Consider the following 17,566-nt stretch of genomic DNA (forward strand, 5'->3'; position numbering starts at 1 on the left):
GCGCTTACCCGACCTATAGATTGACCGTATTACTCTTCTTTCGCACCGCGCATTGCACGTTTACGATCGTTCTCGGTCAGGTGACGTTTACGGATACGGATAGACAGCGGAGTCACTTCTACCAGTTCGTCGTCATCGATGAATTCCAGAGCCTGCTCCAGGGTCATCTTGATCGGTGGAACCAGAACCGTTGCTTCGTCAGTACCGGACGCACGCATGTTGGTCAGTTTCTTACCGGTCAGGCAGTTTACGGTCAGGTCGTTAGAACGGCTGTGAATACCGATGATCTGGCCTTCGTAAACTTCAGCACCGTGACCCAGGAACAGCTTACCGCGATCCTGCAGACCGAACAGCGCAAACGCAACCGCTTTACCCTGACCGTTGGAGATCAGCACGCCGTTGTTACGCTGGCCCACTTCGCCCGGACGCACGTCGTCGTAGTGGCTGAAGGTGGAGTACAGCAGACCGGTACCGGAGGTCATGGTCATGAACTCAGAACGGAATCCGATCAGGCCACGGCTTGGGATCACGTAGTCGAGACGTACGCGGCCTTTGCCATCTGGATTCATGTTTTTCAGGTCGCCTTTACGCTCACCCAGCGCCTGCATCACAGAACCCTGGTGCTGCTCTTCAACGTCCAGCGTCACGTTTTCGAACGGCTCTTGTTTACGGCCGTCGATTTCGCGGAAGATAACTTTCGGACGGGAAACCGCCATTTCGAAACCTTCACGACGCATGTTTTCGATCAGAACAGACAGGTGCAGCTCACCACGACCAGAAACGCGGAATGCATCAGCATCTTCGGTTTCTTCAACGCGCAGCGCAACGTTGTGCACCAGCTCTTTGTTCAGGCGGTCAAGGATCTGACGAGAGGTAACGAACTTACCTTCTTTACCACAGAACGGAGAGGTGTTGACGTTGAAGAACATGGTAACGGTTGGTTCATCAACAGACAGGGCTGGCAGCGCTTCCACGTTCTGCGGGTCGCAGATGGTGTCAGAGATGTTCAGCTCGCCCAGACCGGTGATAGCGATGATGTCGCCCGCTTCAGCCAGATCGCTGTCGATACGCTCCAGACCCAGGTGAGTCAGCACTTTGCCAACTTTACCGTTACGGGTTTTGCCTTCGCTATCGATGATAGTAACCTGCTGGTTTGGCTTCACTTTACCGCGTTTGATACGACCGATACCGATGACGCCAACGTAGTTGTTGTAGTCCAGCTGGGAGATCTGCATCTGCAGTGGACCATCCAGATCAACATCCGGTGCCGGTACGTGATCGACAATCGCCTGATACAGCGGGGTCATGTCTTCCGCCATATCTTCGTGGTCCAGACCCGCGATACCATTCAGCGCCGAAGCGTAAATGATAGGGAAGTCCAGCTGTTCGTCGGTCGCGTCGAGGTTAACGAACAGGTCGAATACCTGATCAACAACCCAGTCAGGACGTGCGCCAGGACGGTCAACCTTGTTGATAACAACAATTGGTTTCAGGCCATGGGCAAATGCTTTTTTGGTCACGAAGCGCGTTTGCGGCATTGGGCCGTCAAATGCGTCAACCACCAGCAGCACGGAATCCACCATGGACATCACGCGCTCAACTTCACCACCGAAGTCGGCGTGCCCTGGGGTATCAACGATGTTGATACGGTAGTCATTCCATTTAATCGCGGTGTTTTTCGCGAGGATGGTAATCCCACGCTCTTTCTCCAAATCGTTGGAGTCCATCACACGCTCTTGAGTTTCGGCACGCGCATCAAACGTACCGGATTGCTGCAGCAGCTTATCAACCAGGGTAGTTTTACCATGGTCAACGTGCGCGATGATGGCGATGTTACGCAAATTTTCGATCACAACTTTGCCTCAGGCATTAGAAATAGCGCGTTATTGTACACGGATTAATCGCACTACAAAACAGGATCACAAACATCCTCCGCAAACAAGTATTGCAGAGATGCTTTGTGATCGCTTTCACGGAGCGAAAAAGGGCACTTTAACGTAAATTGCACCAATATGGTGCTCAATGTTCACATTGAAGCACTATACTGGTGCAACAAATCCATCGTGGTGCAGCCCTTTTGCACTATGGTGCGCATGATAACGCCTTTTTGGGGTGATTTAAAAGTTGGCACAGATTTCGCTTTATAAAAATTACATGGCAACAGCCAGTACAAACAGAAACTGAAGACCTCGTTACCACGACGACAATGACCAATCTGGAGAGTTAAGTATGTCCGCTGAACACGTTTTGACGATGCTGAACGAACATGAAGTGAAGTTTGTTGATCTCCGCTTCACCGACACCAAAGGTAAAGAACAGCACGTCACAATCCCTGCTCATCAGGTGAACGCCGAATTCTTTGAAGAAGGCAAAATGTTTGACGGCTCCTCCATTGGTGGCTGGAAAGGCATTAACGAATCCGACATGGTTCTGATGCCAGATGCAACCACTGCGGTCATTGATCCGTTCTTCGAAGAACCAACCCTGATCATCCGTTGCGACATCCTCGAGCCAGGCACGCTGCAGGGCTACGACCGCGACCCACGTTCTATCGCGAAACGCGCTGAAGAGTACCTGCGTTCTACCGGCATCGCAGACACCGTTCTGTTCGGGCCAGAGCCAGAATTCTTCCTGTTCGATGACATCCGTTTCGGTGCTTCTATTTCTGGCTCCCACGTTGCTATCGACGACATCGAAGGTGCATGGAACTCCTCCACCAAATATGAAGGTGGTAACAAAGGTCACCGTCCTGGCGTTAAAGGTGGTTACTTCCCGGTTCCTCCGGTCGATTCTGCACAGGACATTCGTTCCACCATGTGTCTGGTGATGGAAGAGATGGGCCTGGTTGTTGAAGCTCACCACCACGAAGTGGCGACTGCGGGTCAGAACGAAGTGGCAACCCGCTTCAACACCATGACCAAAAAAGCGGACGAAATTCAGATCTACAAATACGTTGTGCACAACGTTGCGCACCGTTTCGGTAAAACCGCGACCTTCATGCCAAAACCAATGTTTGGCGACAACGGTTCCGGTATGCACTGCCACATGTCTCTGTCCAAGAACGGTACCAACCTGTTCTCTGGCGACAAATATGCTGGCCTGTCCGAGCAGGCGCTGTACTACATCGGCGGCGTAATCAAACACGCTAAAGCGATCAACGCCCTGGCGAACCCAACCACCAACTCCTACAAGCGTCTGGTCCCGGGCTACGAAGCGCCAGTGATGCTGGCCTACTCTGCACGTAACCGTTCTGCTTCTATCCGTATCCCGGTAGTAGCGTCTCCTAAAGCGCGTCGTATCGAAGTACGCTTCCCGGATCCAGCGGCTAACCCATACCTGTGCTTCGCAGCACTGCTGATGGCCGGTCTGGACGGTATCAAGAACAAGATCCACCCGGGCGAAGCGATGGACAAAAACCTGTACGACCTGCCGCCAGAAGAAGCGAAAGAGATCCCACAGGTTGCTGGCTCTCTGGAAGAAGCCCTGCAGGCGCTGGACGCAGACCGCGAGTTCCTGACTGCAGGTGGCGTATTCACTGACGACGCTATCGATGCCTACATCGCCCTGCGTACTGAAGAGAACGACCGCGTGCGTATGACTCCGCACCCGGTTGAGTTCGAACTGTACTACAGCGTTTAATTAAGTTGTTTTACCCGGCGTGACAAGCGCCGGGAGTAGTTGCCGTGGAAACTTTTAGCCCATCTCCGGATGGGCTTTTTTCTCCACCAACAATCTGATCTCACGCGCTTTTTACGCCGAAAACGCTATACTGCACTAAATTAGTGCAAACGACTCCAGGAGACTGCTGAATGGCAACTGGCACGCTGCCCGATGCTGGGCAGATCCTCAATTCTTTGATTAACAGCATTTTGCTGGTCGATGACGAGCTGGCCGTTCATTACGCCAACCCGGCGGCACAGCAGCTGCTTGCCCAAAGCGCACGTAAACTATTCGGTACCCCGCTTCCGGAACTCCTGAGCTATTTTTCGCTGAATATTGGCCTGATGCAGGAAAGCTTACAGGCAGGCCAGGGTTTCACCGATAACGAAGTGACGCTGGTGATCGACGGGCGCTCGCACATTCTGTCGCTAACCGCGCAACGTCTTCCCGAAGGCCTGATCCTGCTGGAAATGGCGCCGATGGATAATCAGCGTCGACTGAGCCAGGAGCAGCTTCAGCATGCGCAGCAGATTGCAGCCCGTGACCTCGTGCGCGGTCTGGCGCATGAAATCAAAAACCCGCTGGGTGGGTTACGCGGCGCGGCGCAGCTTCTGACCAAGGCGCTGCCTGACCCTGCGCTGGCGGAATATACCAACGTCATCATTGAGCAGGCTGACCGTCTGCGGAATCTGGTAGACCGTCTTCTCGGTCCGCAGCAGCCGGGAATGCACGTCACTGAAAGCATCCATAAAGTGGCTGAGCGGGTGGTGAAGCTCGTCTCAATGGAGCTGCCGGAGAACGTCACGCTGGTACGTGATTACGACCCAAGCCTGCCGGAACTGGCCCATGACCCGGACCAGATTGAGCAGGTCCTGTTGAATATTGTGCGTAATGCTCTGCAGGCGCTGGGACCTGAAGGCGGCGAGATTATTTTACGCACCCGCACCGCCTTCCAGCTCACGTTACACGGCGTGCGCTACCGGCTGGCCGCCCGAATCGACGTTGAGGATAACGGGCCCGGCATTCCATCGCATCTGCAGGACACCCTGTTCTACCCGATGGTCAGCGGCCGTGAAGGCGGAACCGGCCTGGGCTTATCCATTGCCCGCAGTTTGATCGACCAACACTCTGGAAAAATTGAATTTACCAGTTGGCCGGGACATACCGAGTTTTCGGTTTTCCTGCCGATTAAAAAATAAAGGTGACGTTTATGCAACGAGGGATAGTCTGGGTAGTCGATGACGATAGCTCCATCCGTTGGGTGCTTGAACGCGCGCTCACAGGGGCGGGATTAAGCTGCACGACGTTTGAGAGCGGCAGCGAAGTGCTCGACGCACTCACCACTAAAACGCCCGATGTTCTGCTGTCGGATATCCGTATGCCGGGCATGGACGGGCTGGCGCTGTTAAAGCAGATCAAACAACGCCACCCTATGCTACCGGTCATCATAATGACGGCTCATTCCGATCTGGATGCCGCGGTGAGCGCCTATCAGCAAGGGGCGTTCGATTACCTGCCCAAACCGTTTGATATCGACGAAGCGGTGGCGCTGGTTGAACGCGCGATTAGCCATTATCAGGAGCAGCAACAGCCACGCCACGCGCCCGATTTTGGGCCAACCACCGACATCATTGGCGAAGCGCCGGCGATGCAGGACGTGTTTCGCATTATTGGCCGTCTGTCCCGCTCGTCCATCAGCGTCTTGATTAACGGCGAATCGGGCACCGGTAAAGAGCTTGTAGCGCATGCACTGCATCGCCATAGCCCGCGGGCAAAAGCCCCGTTCATCGCCCTGAATATGGCGGCGATCCCGAAGGATTTAATTGAGTCCGAACTGTTCGGCCATGAAAAAGGGGCATTTACCGGCGCAAATACCATTCGCCAGGGCCGCTTCGAACAGGCTGACGGCGGCACGCTGTTCCTGGATGAAATCGGTGATATGCCGCTGGATGTCCAGACCCGCCTGCTGCGCGTGCTGGCCGACGGGCAGTTTTATCGCGTGGGCGGCTATGCGCCGGTGAAAGTGGACGTGCGTATTATCGCCGCGACCCACCAGAACCTGGAGCAACGCGTGCAGGAAGGAAAATTCCGTGAGGATTTATTCCATCGTCTGAACGTCATTCGCGTTCATCTGCCGCCGCTGCGTGAACGACGGGAAGATATTCCCCGCCTGGCGCGTCATTTTCTGCAGGTGGCTGCCCGCGAGCTGGGCGTGGAAGCCAAGCAGCTTCACCCGGAAACCGATGCCGCTCTGACGCGTCTGGCGTGGCCGGGCAACGTGCGTCAGCTGGAAAACACCTGCCGCTGGCTAACCGTGATGGCTGCCGGTCAGGAAGTGCTGATTCAGGATTTACCGGCCGAACTGTTTGAGGCGACCGCGCCGGAAAGCAGTAGCGGACACGCGCTGCCGGACAGCTGGGCGACGCTGCTGGCGCAGTGGGCCGACCGCGCGCTGCGTTCCGGTCATCAAAACCTGCTGTCTGAGGCTCAGCCTGAGATGGAGCGTACGCTGTTGACCACCGCGCTTCGTCATACGCAGGGTCACAAGCAGGAAGCCGCTCGCCTGTTGGGATGGGGTCGCAATACCCTGACGCGCAAGCTGAAAGAGCTGGGAATGGAATGATCTCACGCCGCTGTGTAAAGGTTATTAATTGAACGCAAATCGTCGTTATTTTGCGCTTTACTGTTCCGATGAGTTTTGTATGATCGTGCCCGGAAATTGGGGGTGAACATCATGCTGGAAACATTCGTGAATATGCTCTCTAGCGGAGCCGCTGAAAGCCACACGCCACAAACAGCCGTTGCGGCTATGTTGTGCGCGGCGCTGGTTGGGCTGTTTAGCTAGCGAGTTGGCGATGAAAAGCCGGGTGACGCTTCGCTTACCCGGCCTACATTTCGCACTTTTGTAGGCCGGGTAAGGCGAAGCCGACACCCGGCATTACAGTTTAAATCACTCGCGAGAACTGCTGCATTCGCGCTTTCTGACGCAGATACGCGTCAAAGCACATGCAGATATTACGGATCAACAGACGCCCTTTCGGGGTGACCTCTATCGCTCTCTCCGACACATCCACCAGCCCGTCTTTCGCCAGCGGCGCCAGAAGCTTCAGATCTTCCGCGAAATAATCGCTGAAGTTCAGTTCCCACTGCGCTTCCACATCGCTGAAATCGAGACGGAAGTTGCAGATAAGCGCCTTAATCACATCGCGACGGATACAGTCATCACGCGTTAACGCAATGCCGCGCCACAGCGCGTTGCCAGTCTCATCAACCTGCTGGTAATACAGCTTCAGCTCTTTCTGGTTCTGCGCGTAGCAGTCGCCAATCATGCTAATGGCGGAGACACCCATTCCCAGTAAATCGGTATCGCCCTGGGTCGTGTAGCCCTGGAAGTTACGGTGCAGGACCCCTTCGCGCTGAGCAACGGCCAGCTCGTCATCCGGGCGGGCAAAGTGATCCATGCCGATAAACTGATAGCCGGTGTCGGTCAGCGAGGTGATGGTTTCCTGCAGAATATCCAGCTTCTGCTGGGCAGAAGGAAGATCGGCATCTTTGATTTTGCGCTGGGCGGCAAAGAGCGTTGGCAGATGCGCATAGTTAAAGACGCTCAGGCGGTCCGGGTTAAGTTCAGCCACGCGCTTCAGCGTGAAGGCGAAGCTTTCCGGCGTTTGCTTTGGCAGGCCGTAAATCAGGTCAATATTGGTCGAGGTGAAACCAATCTCACGCGCGTGATTGAGTAAGGCAAAGATAAATTCTTCGTCCTGCTCGCGGTTCACCAGACGCTGAACCTCTTTATTGAAATCCTGTACGCCCATGCTCAGACGGTTGAATCCTTCTGCGCGTAAATGATCCAGGACATCCAGCTGAATTTCACGCGGATCGACTTCGATCGAGATCTCAGCGTCAGCATTAAAACTGAAATTGCCGCGCAGAAGCGCCATCAGGCGGCTTATTTGCGCTTTGTTCAGATAGGTTGGCGTACCGCCGCCCCAGTGAAGCTGGCTCACGTGACGGCCTTTAAACAGCGGCGCGCGATGCACAATTTCCTGTTCGAGCGCATCAAGATACTGGTCGGCTTTATGCTGCTGGCGGGTCACGATTTTATTGCAGCCGCAGAAGTAGCAAAGCTTGTGGCAGAACGGAATATGGACGTAGAGCGACAGCGGACGCTCAGGATAACGCGCGACAGCCTGCTGGAAATCACGCTCTCCGAAGGCATCGGAGAACTCCAGCGCGGTGGGGTATGACGTATAACGCGGCCCGGAATAGTTATATTTCTGGATTAGGGCCAAATCCCAGTCGATAGTTGATGCTGACATGCTCACTCCTTCCGTTGGTGTCGCGTTCGTATACGGCGGCCCGTTCTGACCCCATTGCGGGCCATCATTCGGGTGCGCAGCCACTTCTGTCGCCGCGACAACCGCCGTAGTTTAACGAATAACCACACCAGATAACATATAACCGGAAGGGTTATAAGCAGGACTATCGTGCCTGCCGGGTGCAAATGTTAGTTTCCACCCTTCAGAAGACGCATCATATCTTCCTGCTTCTCGTCTTCTTCTTCATCTTCGTCATCGTCGTATGACAGGCCCAGCTTCTGCATCAGTTCATCAATACGATCCAGTTTGGCATCCACCCATGACTGCTCTTCAGCGGTCAGGGTTTCACCCTCTTCAAGACGTTCCAGCAGCGCGTCCAGGCGCTCATCGTTCTCCAGCAAATCCAGCTCAGCCTGCGGTGAAAGCATAGGTTTCTCGCTCTTTGGTTTGTGCTGCTTAGTGACCGGGGTGTCTGTCACGCCCAGTGGAATGGGAGTTTTACTGCCGATACGAGGATCTTTCTGCTGCTTGCCTTTTGCAGAAGCGCCCGCTGCACCACCACCGTTGGCACGGCTACCCGCAGCATGACCGCGATGTTTTTTGTCGCGTTTGCGGTCGCGCGCTTCCTGGTTCAGTTCTTCGCGCGTTTTGCGGCGTGCTTTTGCAGGGCGTTTCGCGCCCGCAGCGGAGGTTGGTTTTTTCATGATGTTTTATCTTTAAGTCGTTTTCTTCAGTATAGAATTGCGGCGAAATCTAGCAGAAAGCAAGCAAAGAAAAAAGGCGACAGAGCAATCTGTCGCCTTTTTTCCTGACTCACAACCCTTAGCGGGTCAGACATTCCATGTTTGCCAACAACAAACCCTGTTTATCCTTTGGCTAATACCGTCCGTGATACGGTTCCATTTCCTTTTAAAACGCCTCCAGGCGCTGGTCGTCCTGACAATCCTGCGTCTTCGCCTCCTGGCGCTCCTGACCCTAATCCTTAAGTCGATTTCCTGTTGGCTTCCTCGCCCTGACGCACACTTTACCTTGTTCCGTTAAACTAACAAGCAACGAAACGGCATAAAAAGAGATTTTCAGACAATTACCCGAAAATAAGATTATGATTTAAAACAGTTTGCATTTTTTAACGCCTGCGAATTCTCTGAAATCTCCCATAGCATCACTGGCCGATCTCTCACACCGATGGGGGCATTCGCCTACACGGCATAGTAATCAGAAAAGCCTTTTGCCTGCATTCGGGTATAATCCCCCTCAGATTACGATTTTGGAGACGACCACGTGACTACCTGGAACTACCAACAGACGCATTTTGTCACCAGTGCGCCCGATATTCGCCACCTGCCTTCTGATACAGGTATTGAAGTGGCCTTTGCTGGCCGCTCCAATGCGGGGAAATCCAGCGCCCTGAATACGCTGACCAATCAGAAGAGCCTGGCGCGTACCTCAAAAACACCTGGCCGTACCCAGCTGATCAACCTGTTTGAAGTCGCAGAGGGCAAACGCCTGGTCGACTTACCGGGCTACGGTTACGCGCAGGTACCAGAAGAGATGAAAATCAAGTGGCAGCGTGCGCTGGGTGAATACCTGGAAAAACGTCTGTGCCTGAAAGGTCTGGTGGTGCTGATGGATATTCGTCACCCGCTAAAAGATCTCGATCAGCAGATGATCGACTGGGCTGTAGCAAGCGATATCGCCGTACTGGTGCTGCTGACGAAAGCCGATAAGCTGGCGAGCGGCGCGCGTAAAGCGCAGGTGAATATGGTTCGCGAAGCGGTGCTGGCTTTCAACGGTGATGTGCAGGTTGAGCCGTTCTCCTCGCTGAAAAAGCAGGGCGTGGACAAGTTGCGTCAGAAACTCGATACCTGGTTTAGCGAGCTGGAACCCGCGACGGAAGCGGAAGAAGAGTGATACCGGGCGCGGCGATGGCCGCGCTTTTTTTGCCTGAACATTTCTTTGCCGCAATAAAAAACGCCCCAGTCATTACTGACTGGGGCGGCTAAAATATTCAGCCAAATCCGATTACGTGAAGTAAAAGGTCTGAAAGATAGAACATCTTACCTCTGTACCCTACGCCGATAACTCTACCCCTTTTTGTGCTGCAGAAAAAGCACTTTTTGTAGTTTTTTTTCATTCTTTACATAGGGAATTCTAATGATCGTCACAAAACGCGCGTTCTAATGTTGCAAACTTACATAAATAGCGCGTTATGCGAAGAATCGTTAGTGAGCCTGATCCCAGTTTTCACCACTTCCCACTTCCACCAGCAACGGCACATCAAGCGTCATGCTGCTTTCCATCAGTTCGTGGATCTTCTTCGACACGGCGTCGAGGTCGTCCTTGTGCACTTCAAATACCAGTTCATCGTGTACCTGCATGATCATTTTCACGCGAGGTTTCTCTTCTTGCAGCCAGGCATCAACAGCGATCATTGCACGCTTAATAATGTCCGCCGCGGTACCCTGCATCGGGGCGTTGATCGCCGCACGCTCTGCGCCAGCGCGGCGCGCCGCGTTGCTGGATTTGATGTCCGGTAGGTAGAGACGGCGGCCATCCAGGGTTTCGACGTACCCTTTTTCCTTCGCCTGCGCGCGTGTGCGTTCCATATATTCCAGCACGCCCGGATAACGCTCGAAGTAGAGATCCATATACTTCTGCGACTCTTTACGCGGAATGTTGAGCTGGCGTGAAAGGCCGAACGCGCTCATGCCGTAGATCAGACCGAAGTTGATCGCCTTAGCGCTGCGGCGCTGTTCGTTGGTCACGCTGTCCAGCGGCAAGCCGAAGACTTCCGCCGCGGTTGCCCGGTGGATATCCTTCCCTTCGGCAAACGCGGTAAGCAGGCCTTTGTCACGGGACAGATGCGCCATAATGCGCAGTTCGATTTGCGAGTAGTCAGCAGAGACAATCAGATAATCCTCTGGTGCGATGAAAGCCTGGCGAATACGACGGCCCTCTTCGTTACGTACCGGGATGTTCTGCAGGTTGGGATCGGTTGACGAGAGACGACCGGTCGCCGCAACAGCCTGATGATACGACGTGTGCACGCGACCCGTTTTCGGGTTGATCATAAGCGGAAGCTTGTCGGTGTAGGTCGACTTCAGCTTCGCGAGACCACGGTACTGCAGAATCACTTTTGGCAGCGGGTAATCCAGCGCCAGCTCTTCCAGCACCTCTTCAGAGGTTGACGGTGCGCCGCCAGGGGTTTTCTTCAGCGGCTTGATACCCTGCTTTTCAAACAGAATGGTTTGCAACTGCTTCGGTGAAGAGAGGTTAAACGGCTCGCCTGCAAGCTCATGCGCTTTTTGCTCAAGCTCGGTCAGGCGCTGCGCCAGCTCCCCGGAGTGGTTATGCAGCACCGTTGGGTCGATTTTCACGCCGTTGCGTTCAATGCGGGATAGCACGGGCACTAGCGGCATCTCGATATGCTGGAACACGTTCAGCGGACCTTCGTGCTTCTGCAGTTTTGGCCACATCTTCAGATGCAGCTGCAGCGTGACGTCAGCATCTTCCGCCGCGTAGCGACCCGCCTCTTCAAGAGCAATCTGGTTAAAGGTGAGCTGATTTTTCCCTTTTCCGGCAATCTCTTCGAAGGTAATCGTTTTGTGCTTAAGCCAGCGGTCAGATAAGGAATCCATATCATGGCGGCCCGCGACGCTGTCCAGAATGTAGGATTCGAGCATGGTGTCGAAGGCGATCCCACGCAGTTCAATGCCGTAGTTTTGCAGAATGCCGCGGTCGTACTTGAGGTTTTGCCCAACCTTGAGCGCCTTTTCGTCTTCCAGGATCGGCTTCAGCAGCTCAAGCACGCGTTCACGGGAGAGCTGCTCCGGCGCATCCAGGTAATCGTGCGCCACAGGAACGTAGGCTGCAATACCCGGCTCTGTCGCAAATGACAGGCCAACCATATTGGCTGAGATGTTATCGAGACTGTCAGTTTCGGTATCAAAGGCAAAGACCGGCGCCTTTTTCAGTTTCTCGATCCAGGCGATCAGCTGTGACTCTTCAAGAATGGTTTCGTAGTTGTCGAATGAAAGCACCACGGCTTCTTCTTCAGCCTGATCTTCTGCTTCAACAACAATCGTCTCCTTCGGCTTTGCAGCAGGTTTGGCCCCTTTTGCCTGTAGCCATTTACCGGCTTCCACGTCGGTGATCCAGCGCTTGAATTCGTATTTCTTAAACAGGCTCAGCAGATCGTCAGCAGAAGGCTGTTGCACCTCAAGCTGCTCACAGCCCAGCTCCAGTTCGACATCGGTTTTGATTGTAGCCAGCTTATAGGAGAGATAAGCCACCTCTTTGTTCTCTTCCAGTTTTCCGGCCATGGTTTTTGCGCCACGGAAGGAGAGCCCGGCGATTTTGTCTGATTCCGCGTAGAGCGTATCCAGCCCGCCCAGCCCCTGAAGCAGAGCCTGCGCGGTTTTCTCACCAACGCCAGGGACACCCGGGATGTTATCCGAGGAGTCGCCCATCAACGCAAGGAAGTCGATAATCAGCTCAGGCGGCACGCCATACTTAGTGACAACCTCTTCAGGCCCCAGAATGGTATTGGTCATGGTATTAATCAGGGTGATACCTGGCGTCACCAGCTGCGCCATATCTTTATCACCGGTGCTGATCAGTACAGGACGACCCATCTTTTCTGCTTCACGCGCCAGCGTACCGATGACGTCATCGGCTTCAACGCCAGAGACGGCCAGCAGCGGCAGCCCCATCGCTCTTACCATGGTGTGCAGCGGTTCAATCTGCGCACGCAGATCGTCAGGCATTGGCGGACGGTGAGATTTGTAATGCTCAAACAGCTCATCGCGGAACGTTTTGCCTTTCGCATCAAAGACCACAGCCGCATGGGTTGGCTGGTACTGAAGGATCAGGCTGCGCAGCATGTTCAGCACGCCGTACATTGCGCCGGTGGGTTCCCCTGCGCTATTGGTCAGAGGAGGAAACGCATGGTATGCCCGATACAGGTAAGAAGAGCCATCGACGAGAATAAGAGGGTTTTCTGGGATCTGAACCATAATGTCCGTGCCTTTAATCAATTTATGGGTAAAGGATGCCACAGAAGGATGAAAACATCAGTTATTAGCGCCTGATACAGGAAAAGATTTTGCGATCGTGAGGATCGCTCGCAAAATTCAAACTGTGGATAAGTTTGTGCATATTTTCAGTTCATATGAATAACAGACACAAAATACACATATGAGTTATATTTTAGATCTTAATTATCATGCTGTTATGGCATTAGATCTTATCTATATGGCCAACTGATGGCAATTTAGTCTATGTGGATATAAGCCTTGATAAGCGCGGAATCACAGTGAAATCGTCTACGACAGGGTAAAAGCGGTCAAATCATCACATGAAAGCGCCATTAATTTGTCCGTTTTCTGGTAAAATCAGCGCCCAGCGTCGAATAGCTGGCCGCTAACTTAAAGCTAACTACCTGAAAAAGCTCATCATGTCGAGATTGCTCGCTGCAATAACATTACTGTTAAGCATCATTTTAACTATTCTGGTGACTGTCGCATGTTCTGTGCCGATCATCGTAGCCGGGATCATTAAACTGCTGCTGCCTGTCCCCATGGTGTGGCGAGCCGTGTCCGCATTTTGTAATTTCATGATGTACTGCTGGTGCGAAGGGCTGGCGATCCTGCTGTGCCTGAACCCGCATCTGAAGTGGGATATCAAAGGGCTGGAGAGTCTTAACAAGAAAAACTGGTATCTGCTGATCTGCAATCATCACAGCTGGGCGGACATCGTGGTGTTATGCGTGCTTTTTCGCAAACACATCCCGATGAACAAATATTTTCTGAAACAGCAGCTCGCCTGGGTACCTTTTATTGGGCTGGCCTGCTGGGCGCTAGATATGCCGTTTATGAAACGCTATTCGCGCAGCTATTTGATTCGTCATCCCGAGCGTCGCGGCAAAGATGTGGAGACCACGCGCCGTTCCTGCGAAAAGTTTCGCGCGCATCCAACGACTATCGTGAACTTTGTTGAAGGTTCCCGGTTTACGGAAGAGAAGCGCCAGCAAACTCGCTCTCCTTATCAGCATCTGTTGCCGCCAAAGGCAGCGGGGATTGCGATGGCGCTTAACGTGCTGGGAGCACAGTTCGATAAACTTCTTAACGTCACGCTCTGCTATCCGGAAAACGACAGGACGCCATTCTTCGACATGCTCAGCGGCAAACTGACGCGCATTGTCGTGCATGTCGACCTGGTTCCGATTGACGCTGAACTGCACGGTGATTACGTTAACGACAAGAACTTCAAACGTCGTTTCCAGCAGTGGCTTAATACGCTTTGGAAAGAGAAAGACGAACAGATAGGCAAGATTAAATCTTCATACAAAAACGCCGGTCAATGACCGGCGTTTTTACATCAGTGAAATTACTTCTTCTCAACCAAGTATTTCACGGTATCAGCATACTGTTGTACGAAGATATCCATGCTGCTGGTGTCCATGCCCTGCATGTTCAGCTGATATTTGCCGTTAACAAACATCGCCGGAACGCCCTGAAGCTGGAGGTCAGCAGCCGCTTTTTCCTGCTGGGCAACCAGTGATTTCACCACGAAGCTGTTCCACGCGGCATCATACTCTTCACCTTTCACGCCGGCATCAACGAACACTTTACGGATATCCGCAGTGGTCTGAACGGTCTGTGTTTTCTGTACGGCTTCAAACATTGGCGAAGTGATCTTATCTTCCACGCCCAGTGCCATCGCCACCGCCCATGCCTGAGTCAGGTCTTTACCCAATGGGCCCAGGAACTCGACGTGGTACTTGGTCATTTTTGTGCCTTCCGGCAGCTTTTTCTTCACGTTGTCAGAAACATGCAGCACCTGCTCGAACTGATAGCAGTGTGGGCAATAGAACGAGAAGAACTCCAGAACCTGTGGCTCGCCAGCGACCGGCTTGTCCAGCGTGATGTACTGTTTACCGTCGGTAAACTGCGCAGCAGAAGCGCTAAATGCCAGAATCATACCTGCCAGCGCCAGCCAAATTTTTTTCATGATTAACTCTCTCCTGGGTGTGTCCATTAATACATCGGCGTTAATTGCAGAGGGGGCTCCTGAAGAACCTTAACCTGCTCAGTAAATGTAGATATCTGGCTACGCCAGTAATCCTCTCCGGTAAGCCACGGGAAATTGCGAGGAAATGCCGGATCGTCCCAACGCCTGATTAACCATGCGAGATAATAAACAAAACGCATCGCACGTAAAGGCTCAATCAGGGCAATTTCGTCTGAATTAAACGGGCTAAATTCTTCATAAGCTTCAATAATGGTTTCAAGCTGCATGCGCTGCTCGGCTTTATCGCCATTGAGCAGCATCCACAGGTCCTGAACCGCTGCCCCCATGCGCGCATCGTCGAGATCGACAAAGAGCGGGCCGTCACGCCAGAGAATATTCCCGGCGTGACAATCGCCATGCAGGCGCAGGACGGAAATATCATCGCGCCAGCAGGTTTTCACTGCAGCAATAAGCTTATCGGTGGCGTTGAGGAAATCATCCTTTAGCGCTGCGGGGATCATTGCAGACGTTTCGAATACTTGGCGCGGTTCAAGAAGGTATTCCTGAATCCCGATAGTCGGGCGGGCAATAAAGGCTTTTTTGCGTCCCGTCTGGTGTATACGCCCAAGATAGCGGGCAACCCACTCCATCTGATCGATATTATCCGCTTCAAACTGGCGCCCCCCCAGGCTCGGGAATACAGCGTAGTAAAACCCTTCGTGCGTGAGGAGCGTTTGGTTATTGAATTTCAGCGGTGCGGCAACGGGAACATCGTCACCCAGCAGATCGTGAGCAAACTGATGCTCTTCCTGAATTTGTTCTGCGGACCAGCGTTCAGGGCGATAGAACTTTACAACGAAGCGCTGACGATCCTCGTCCTGAAATTGATAGACGCGGTTTTCGTAGCTGTTTAACGGTGTTAGCCCGGAATCCACCCGAATACCCTGTTCAAACAGGGCATCCATAATGGTGTCCGGGTGTAATGTCTGGAAAGTAAAAGCCTGGTCGTTCATCCGATCATCCGGAAATTATACGAATGATTCAGGATATCATCTTGTGGCGATTTCGGTGCCGCCGCTTACAAGCTTTTACTCTTTAATTACGCCTCGTGCGCGCAATAATGCGGTCTTAAAATCTTCCTCATAATCTTTCTGAATACCAGGAATAACAGCATCTTTGGCAGAGTCGCGCATTTTAAGGTGGTAGATCAGGATGTCGTCAGAAAGGTCAGCCAGATCGCCGTCAAAACCTGACTCTTTCGCCAGTTTCTGTAAAAATTGCATCAGATTTAGCTCTGGCTCTTTTTGCCAGGCGGGCTGGAGGAGTTCAATAACTTCATTCAGACGCTTACATTTCATGGTGGTGCTCCTTTCATTTAGAGTGACACGTTAGCAGGGTCAATCCCACAATAAAAGAGGCGATATTCGTGAATCTTAGCCAGGAAATCATCGGGGTCGTTCTGGCAGGCGGCAGAGCAACGCGAATGGGCGGAAAAGATAAGGGGCTTCAGCTTCTTAATGGAAAACCCTTGTGGCAGCATGTCGCCGATACGCTCTCAGGCCAGGTGTCGACAATGGCCATCAGCGCTAACCGGCATATCGACACTTACCGAAGCAGCGGGTACGCCGTCTACCAGGATATCGTTGAGGATTACCCAGGACCGCTGGCCGGTATGCTTTCGGTCATACAACAGTCTCAAGGAGAGTGGTTTATCTTCTGCCCCTGCGATACCCCGTTTATTCCGTCCTGTCTTGCCGAGCGTTTATTACAGCTTCGCGGTACAGCTCCTGTGGTTTGGGTACATGACGGCGAGCGTGACCATCCTGCTATCGCATTAATGCACCGATCGCTAGCGCCTGCTCTGCAGAGCTATCTGGCTGGGGGAGAGCGCAGGGTAATGGTCTTCATGCGTGAGTCTGGCGGCCATTCCGTTGATTTTAGCGATGTGAAATCAGCGTTTGTGAATGTGAATACGCATGAAGATTTGCAGATGATGCAGGAGAAAAAATGATACCTGTTGTAGCCATATCCGCCTGGAGTGGAACCGGGAAAACCACGCTGCTGAAAAAGCTCATTCCTGCGCTGTGTACCCGAGGTATCCGTCCAGGATTGATTAAGCATACCCACCATAATATGGATGTCGATAAACCGGGAAAAGACAGCTTTGAGCTGCGTAAAGCGGGTGCAGCGCAAACGATGGTGGCAAGTTCTCAACGCTGGGCGTTAATGACAGAAACGCCGGACGAGGCGCCGCTGGATCTCGCTTATCTTGTCAGTCGGATGGATCACTCCACCCTGGATCTGGTGCTGATTGAGGGATTTAAGCATGAGGCCGTGCCTAAGATCCTGCTATTCAGAAGCGATGCCGGGCATGATTTTAGTGAGTTAACGCTGGATGAGCATGTGATTGCGGTGGCAAGTGATGTTGTATTGCCACTTGAAGTTCCGGTACTGGATTTAAATGATGTGGATGGGATTGCGGAGTTTATTATGGAGTGGAGTGCGATCTGACGACTTGCCGGGTAGCGGCTTCGCCTTATCCGGCCTACCATTTTTTGACTCATAAACGCAAAAAG

General features: G+C 52.9%; 16 protein-coding genes. 8 read left to right on the forward strand and 8 right to left on the reverse strand.

Annotation, left to right across the window (positions count from 1 at the left end):
* Positions 1 to 29: 29 nt before the first annotated feature.
* Positions 30 to 1,853, reverse strand: a complete 1,824-nt coding sequence (gene typA / locus PUP35_RS21610) for a ribosome-dependent GTPase TypA (RefSeq protein ID WP_008501854.1) — start codon at positions 1,851 to 1,853, stop codon at positions 30 to 32.
* Between the two features lie 376 nt (positions 1,854 to 2,229).
* On the opposite strand from typA, the gene glnA reads away from it, so the two are divergent.
* The 4 genes from glnA to PUP35_RS21630 all read left to right on the forward strand — a co-directional run bounded on the left by glnA (position 2,230) and on the right by PUP35_RS21630 (position 6,505).
* On the forward strand, positions 2,230 to 3,639 hold the full coding sequence (gene glnA, locus PUP35_RS21615; RefSeq protein ID WP_008501856.1) for a glutamate--ammonia ligase: 1,410 nt from the start codon (positions 2,230 to 2,232) through the stop codon (positions 3,637 to 3,639).
* Between the two features lie 170 nt (positions 3,640 to 3,809).
* Positions 3,810 to 4,859 (forward strand): nitrogen regulation protein NR(II), encoded by a 1,050-nt coding sequence (glnL, locus tag PUP35_RS21620; protein ID WP_008501857.1) that lies wholly within the window; start codon positions 3,810 to 3,812, stop codon positions 4,857 to 4,859.
* Positions 4,860 to 4,870: 11 nt separating this feature from the next.
* Positions 4,871 to 6,283, forward strand: a complete 1,413-nt coding sequence (gene glnG, locus PUP35_RS21625; protein WP_008501858.1) for a nitrogen regulation protein NR(I) — start codon at positions 4,871 to 4,873, stop codon at positions 6,281 to 6,283.
* Between the two features lie 111 nt (positions 6,284 to 6,394).
* Positions 6,395 to 6,505 (forward strand): YshB family small membrane protein, encoded by a 111-nt coding sequence (locus tag PUP35_RS21630; RefSeq protein WP_136196048.1) that lies wholly within the window; start codon positions 6,395 to 6,397, stop codon positions 6,503 to 6,505.
* Positions 6,506 to 6,605: 100 nt separating this feature from the next.
* Here PUP35_RS21630 and hemN read toward each other — a convergent pair whose 3' ends face one another.
* Positions 6,606 to 7,979 (reverse strand): oxygen-independent coproporphyrinogen III oxidase, encoded by a 1,374-nt coding sequence (gene hemN, locus PUP35_RS21635; RefSeq protein WP_115876966.1) that lies wholly within the window; start codon positions 7,977 to 7,979, stop codon positions 6,606 to 6,608.
* 188 nt (positions 7,980 to 8,167) lie between these two features.
* Positions 8,168 to 8,683, reverse strand: a complete 516-nt coding sequence (gene yihI, locus PUP35_RS21640) for a Der GTPase-activating protein YihI (RefSeq protein WP_032644299.1) — start codon at positions 8,681 to 8,683, stop codon at positions 8,168 to 8,170.
* Between the two features lie 577 nt (positions 8,684 to 9,260).
* Between yihI and yihA the strand changes: the two genes are divergently transcribed.
* Positions 9,261 to 9,890, forward strand: coding sequence for a ribosome biogenesis GTP-binding protein YihA/YsxC (yihA, locus tag PUP35_RS21645; RefSeq protein ID WP_023309768.1), 630 nt, complete (start codon positions 9,261 to 9,263; stop codon positions 9,888 to 9,890).
* Between the two features lie 97 nt (positions 9,891 to 9,987).
* Here the strand turns inward: yihA and PUP35_RS22070 are convergent, their stop codons facing one another.
* Complete coding sequence (locus PUP35_RS22070; RefSeq protein ID WP_071892919.1) at positions 9,988 to 10,035, reverse strand: spot 42 RNA, inhibition of DNA synthesis; 48 nt, start codon at positions 10,033 to 10,035, stop codon at positions 9,988 to 9,990.
* Positions 10,036 to 10,201: 166 nt separating this feature from the next.
* Positions 10,202 to 12,994, reverse strand: coding sequence for a DNA polymerase I (polA, locus tag PUP35_RS21650; protein WP_248175561.1), 2,793 nt, complete (start codon positions 12,992 to 12,994; stop codon positions 10,202 to 10,204).
* Between the two features lie 440 nt (positions 12,995 to 13,434).
* Between polA and PUP35_RS21655 the strand changes: the two genes are divergently transcribed.
* Positions 13,435 to 14,343 carry an acyltransferase gene (locus PUP35_RS21655; protein ID WP_133295371.1) on the forward strand — a complete coding sequence of 303 codons (909 nt, stop codon included), beginning with the start codon at positions 13,435 to 13,437 and terminating at the stop codon, positions 14,341 to 14,343.
* Positions 14,344 to 14,366: 23 nt separating this feature from the next.
* On the opposite strand, the gene dsbA is transcribed toward PUP35_RS21655, so the two are convergent.
* The 3 genes from dsbA to PUP35_RS21670 form a co-directional block, all read right to left on the reverse strand.
* Entirely contained in the window at positions 14,367 to 14,990 is a 624-nt protein-coding gene (dsbA, locus tag PUP35_RS21660) for a thiol:disulfide interchange protein DsbA (RefSeq protein ID WP_045285687.1), read from the reverse strand.
* A 26-nt stretch (positions 14,991 to 15,016) separates the two neighbouring features.
* Positions 15,017 to 16,003, reverse strand: coding sequence for a serine/threonine protein kinase (locus PUP35_RS21665; protein WP_274241384.1), 987 nt, complete (start codon positions 16,001 to 16,003; stop codon positions 15,017 to 15,019).
* A gap of 75 nt (positions 16,004 to 16,078) precedes the next feature.
* Positions 16,079 to 16,348: a YihD family protein gene (locus tag PUP35_RS21670; protein WP_008501866.1), complete on the reverse strand. Its 270-nt coding sequence runs from the start codon at positions 16,346 to 16,348 to the stop codon at positions 16,079 to 16,081.
* A gap of 68 nt (positions 16,349 to 16,416) precedes the next feature.
* Between PUP35_RS21670 and mobA the strand changes: the two genes are divergently transcribed.
* Together mobA and mobB are read left to right on the forward strand one after the other, a co-directional pair.
* Positions 16,417 to 17,001 carry a molybdenum cofactor guanylyltransferase MobA gene (gene mobA, locus PUP35_RS21675; protein ID WP_248175560.1) on the forward strand — a complete coding sequence of 195 codons (585 nt, stop codon included), beginning with the start codon at positions 16,417 to 16,419 and terminating at the stop codon, positions 16,999 to 17,001.
* On the forward strand, positions 16,998 to 17,501 hold the full coding sequence (gene mobB / locus PUP35_RS21680; RefSeq protein ID WP_127732679.1) for a molybdopterin-guanine dinucleotide biosynthesis protein MobB: 504 nt from the start codon (positions 16,998 to 17,000) through the stop codon (positions 17,499 to 17,501). The genes mobA and mobB overlap by 4 nt, the downstream gene beginning before the upstream one ends.
* Positions 17,502 to 17,566: the final 65 nt, after the last annotated feature.

It is taken from the genome of Enterobacter sp. S-33, assembly GCF_028735835.1.
Taxonomy (GTDB): Bacteria; Pseudomonadota; Gammaproteobacteria; order Enterobacterales; family Enterobacteriaceae; genus Enterobacter; species Enterobacter vonholyi.

Excerpts from the sequence above, each read along its gene's own strand:
- glnG (WP_008501858.1), top strand. The coding sequence starts at position 4,871 with ATGCAACGAGGGATAGTCTGGGTAGTCGATGACGATAGCTCCATCCGT.
- PUP35_RS21630 (WP_136196048.1), top strand. The coding sequence starts at position 6,395 with ATGCTGGAAACATTCGTGAATATGCTCTCTAGCGGAGCCGCTGAAAGC.
- dsbA (WP_045285687.1), bottom strand. The coding sequence starts at position 14,990 with ATGAAAAAAATTTGGCTGGCGCTGGCAGGTATGATTCTGGCATTTAGC.
- PUP35_RS21670 (WP_008501866.1), bottom strand. The coding sequence starts at position 16,348 with ATGAAATGTAAGCGTCTGAATGAAGTTATTGAACTCCTCCAGCCCGCC.
- PUP35_RS21655 (WP_133295371.1), top strand. The coding sequence starts at position 13,435 with ATGTCGAGATTGCTCGCTGCAATAACATTACTGTTAAGCATCATTTTA.
- glnA (WP_008501856.1), top strand. The coding sequence starts at position 2,230 with ATGTCCGCTGAACACGTTTTGACGATGCTGAACGAACATGAAGTGAAG.
- polA (WP_248175561.1), bottom strand. The coding sequence starts at position 12,994 with ATGGTTCAGATCCCAGAAAACCCTCTTATTCTCGTCGATGGCTCTTCT.
- hemN (WP_115876966.1), bottom strand. The coding sequence starts at position 7,979 with ATGTCAGCATCAACTATCGACTGGGATTTGGCCCTAATCCAGAAATAT.
- yihI (WP_032644299.1), bottom strand. The coding sequence starts at position 8,683 with ATGAAAAAACCAACCTCCGCTGCGGGCGCGAAACGCCCTGCAAAAGCA.
- PUP35_RS21665 (WP_274241384.1), bottom strand. The coding sequence starts at position 16,003 with ATGAACGACCAGGCTTTTACTTTCCAGACATTACACCCGGACACCATT.
- glnL (WP_008501857.1), top strand. The coding sequence starts at position 3,810 with ATGGCAACTGGCACGCTGCCCGATGCTGGGCAGATCCTCAATTCTTTG.
- mobB (WP_127732679.1), top strand. The coding sequence starts at position 16,998 with ATGATACCTGTTGTAGCCATATCCGCCTGGAGTGGAACCGGGAAAACC.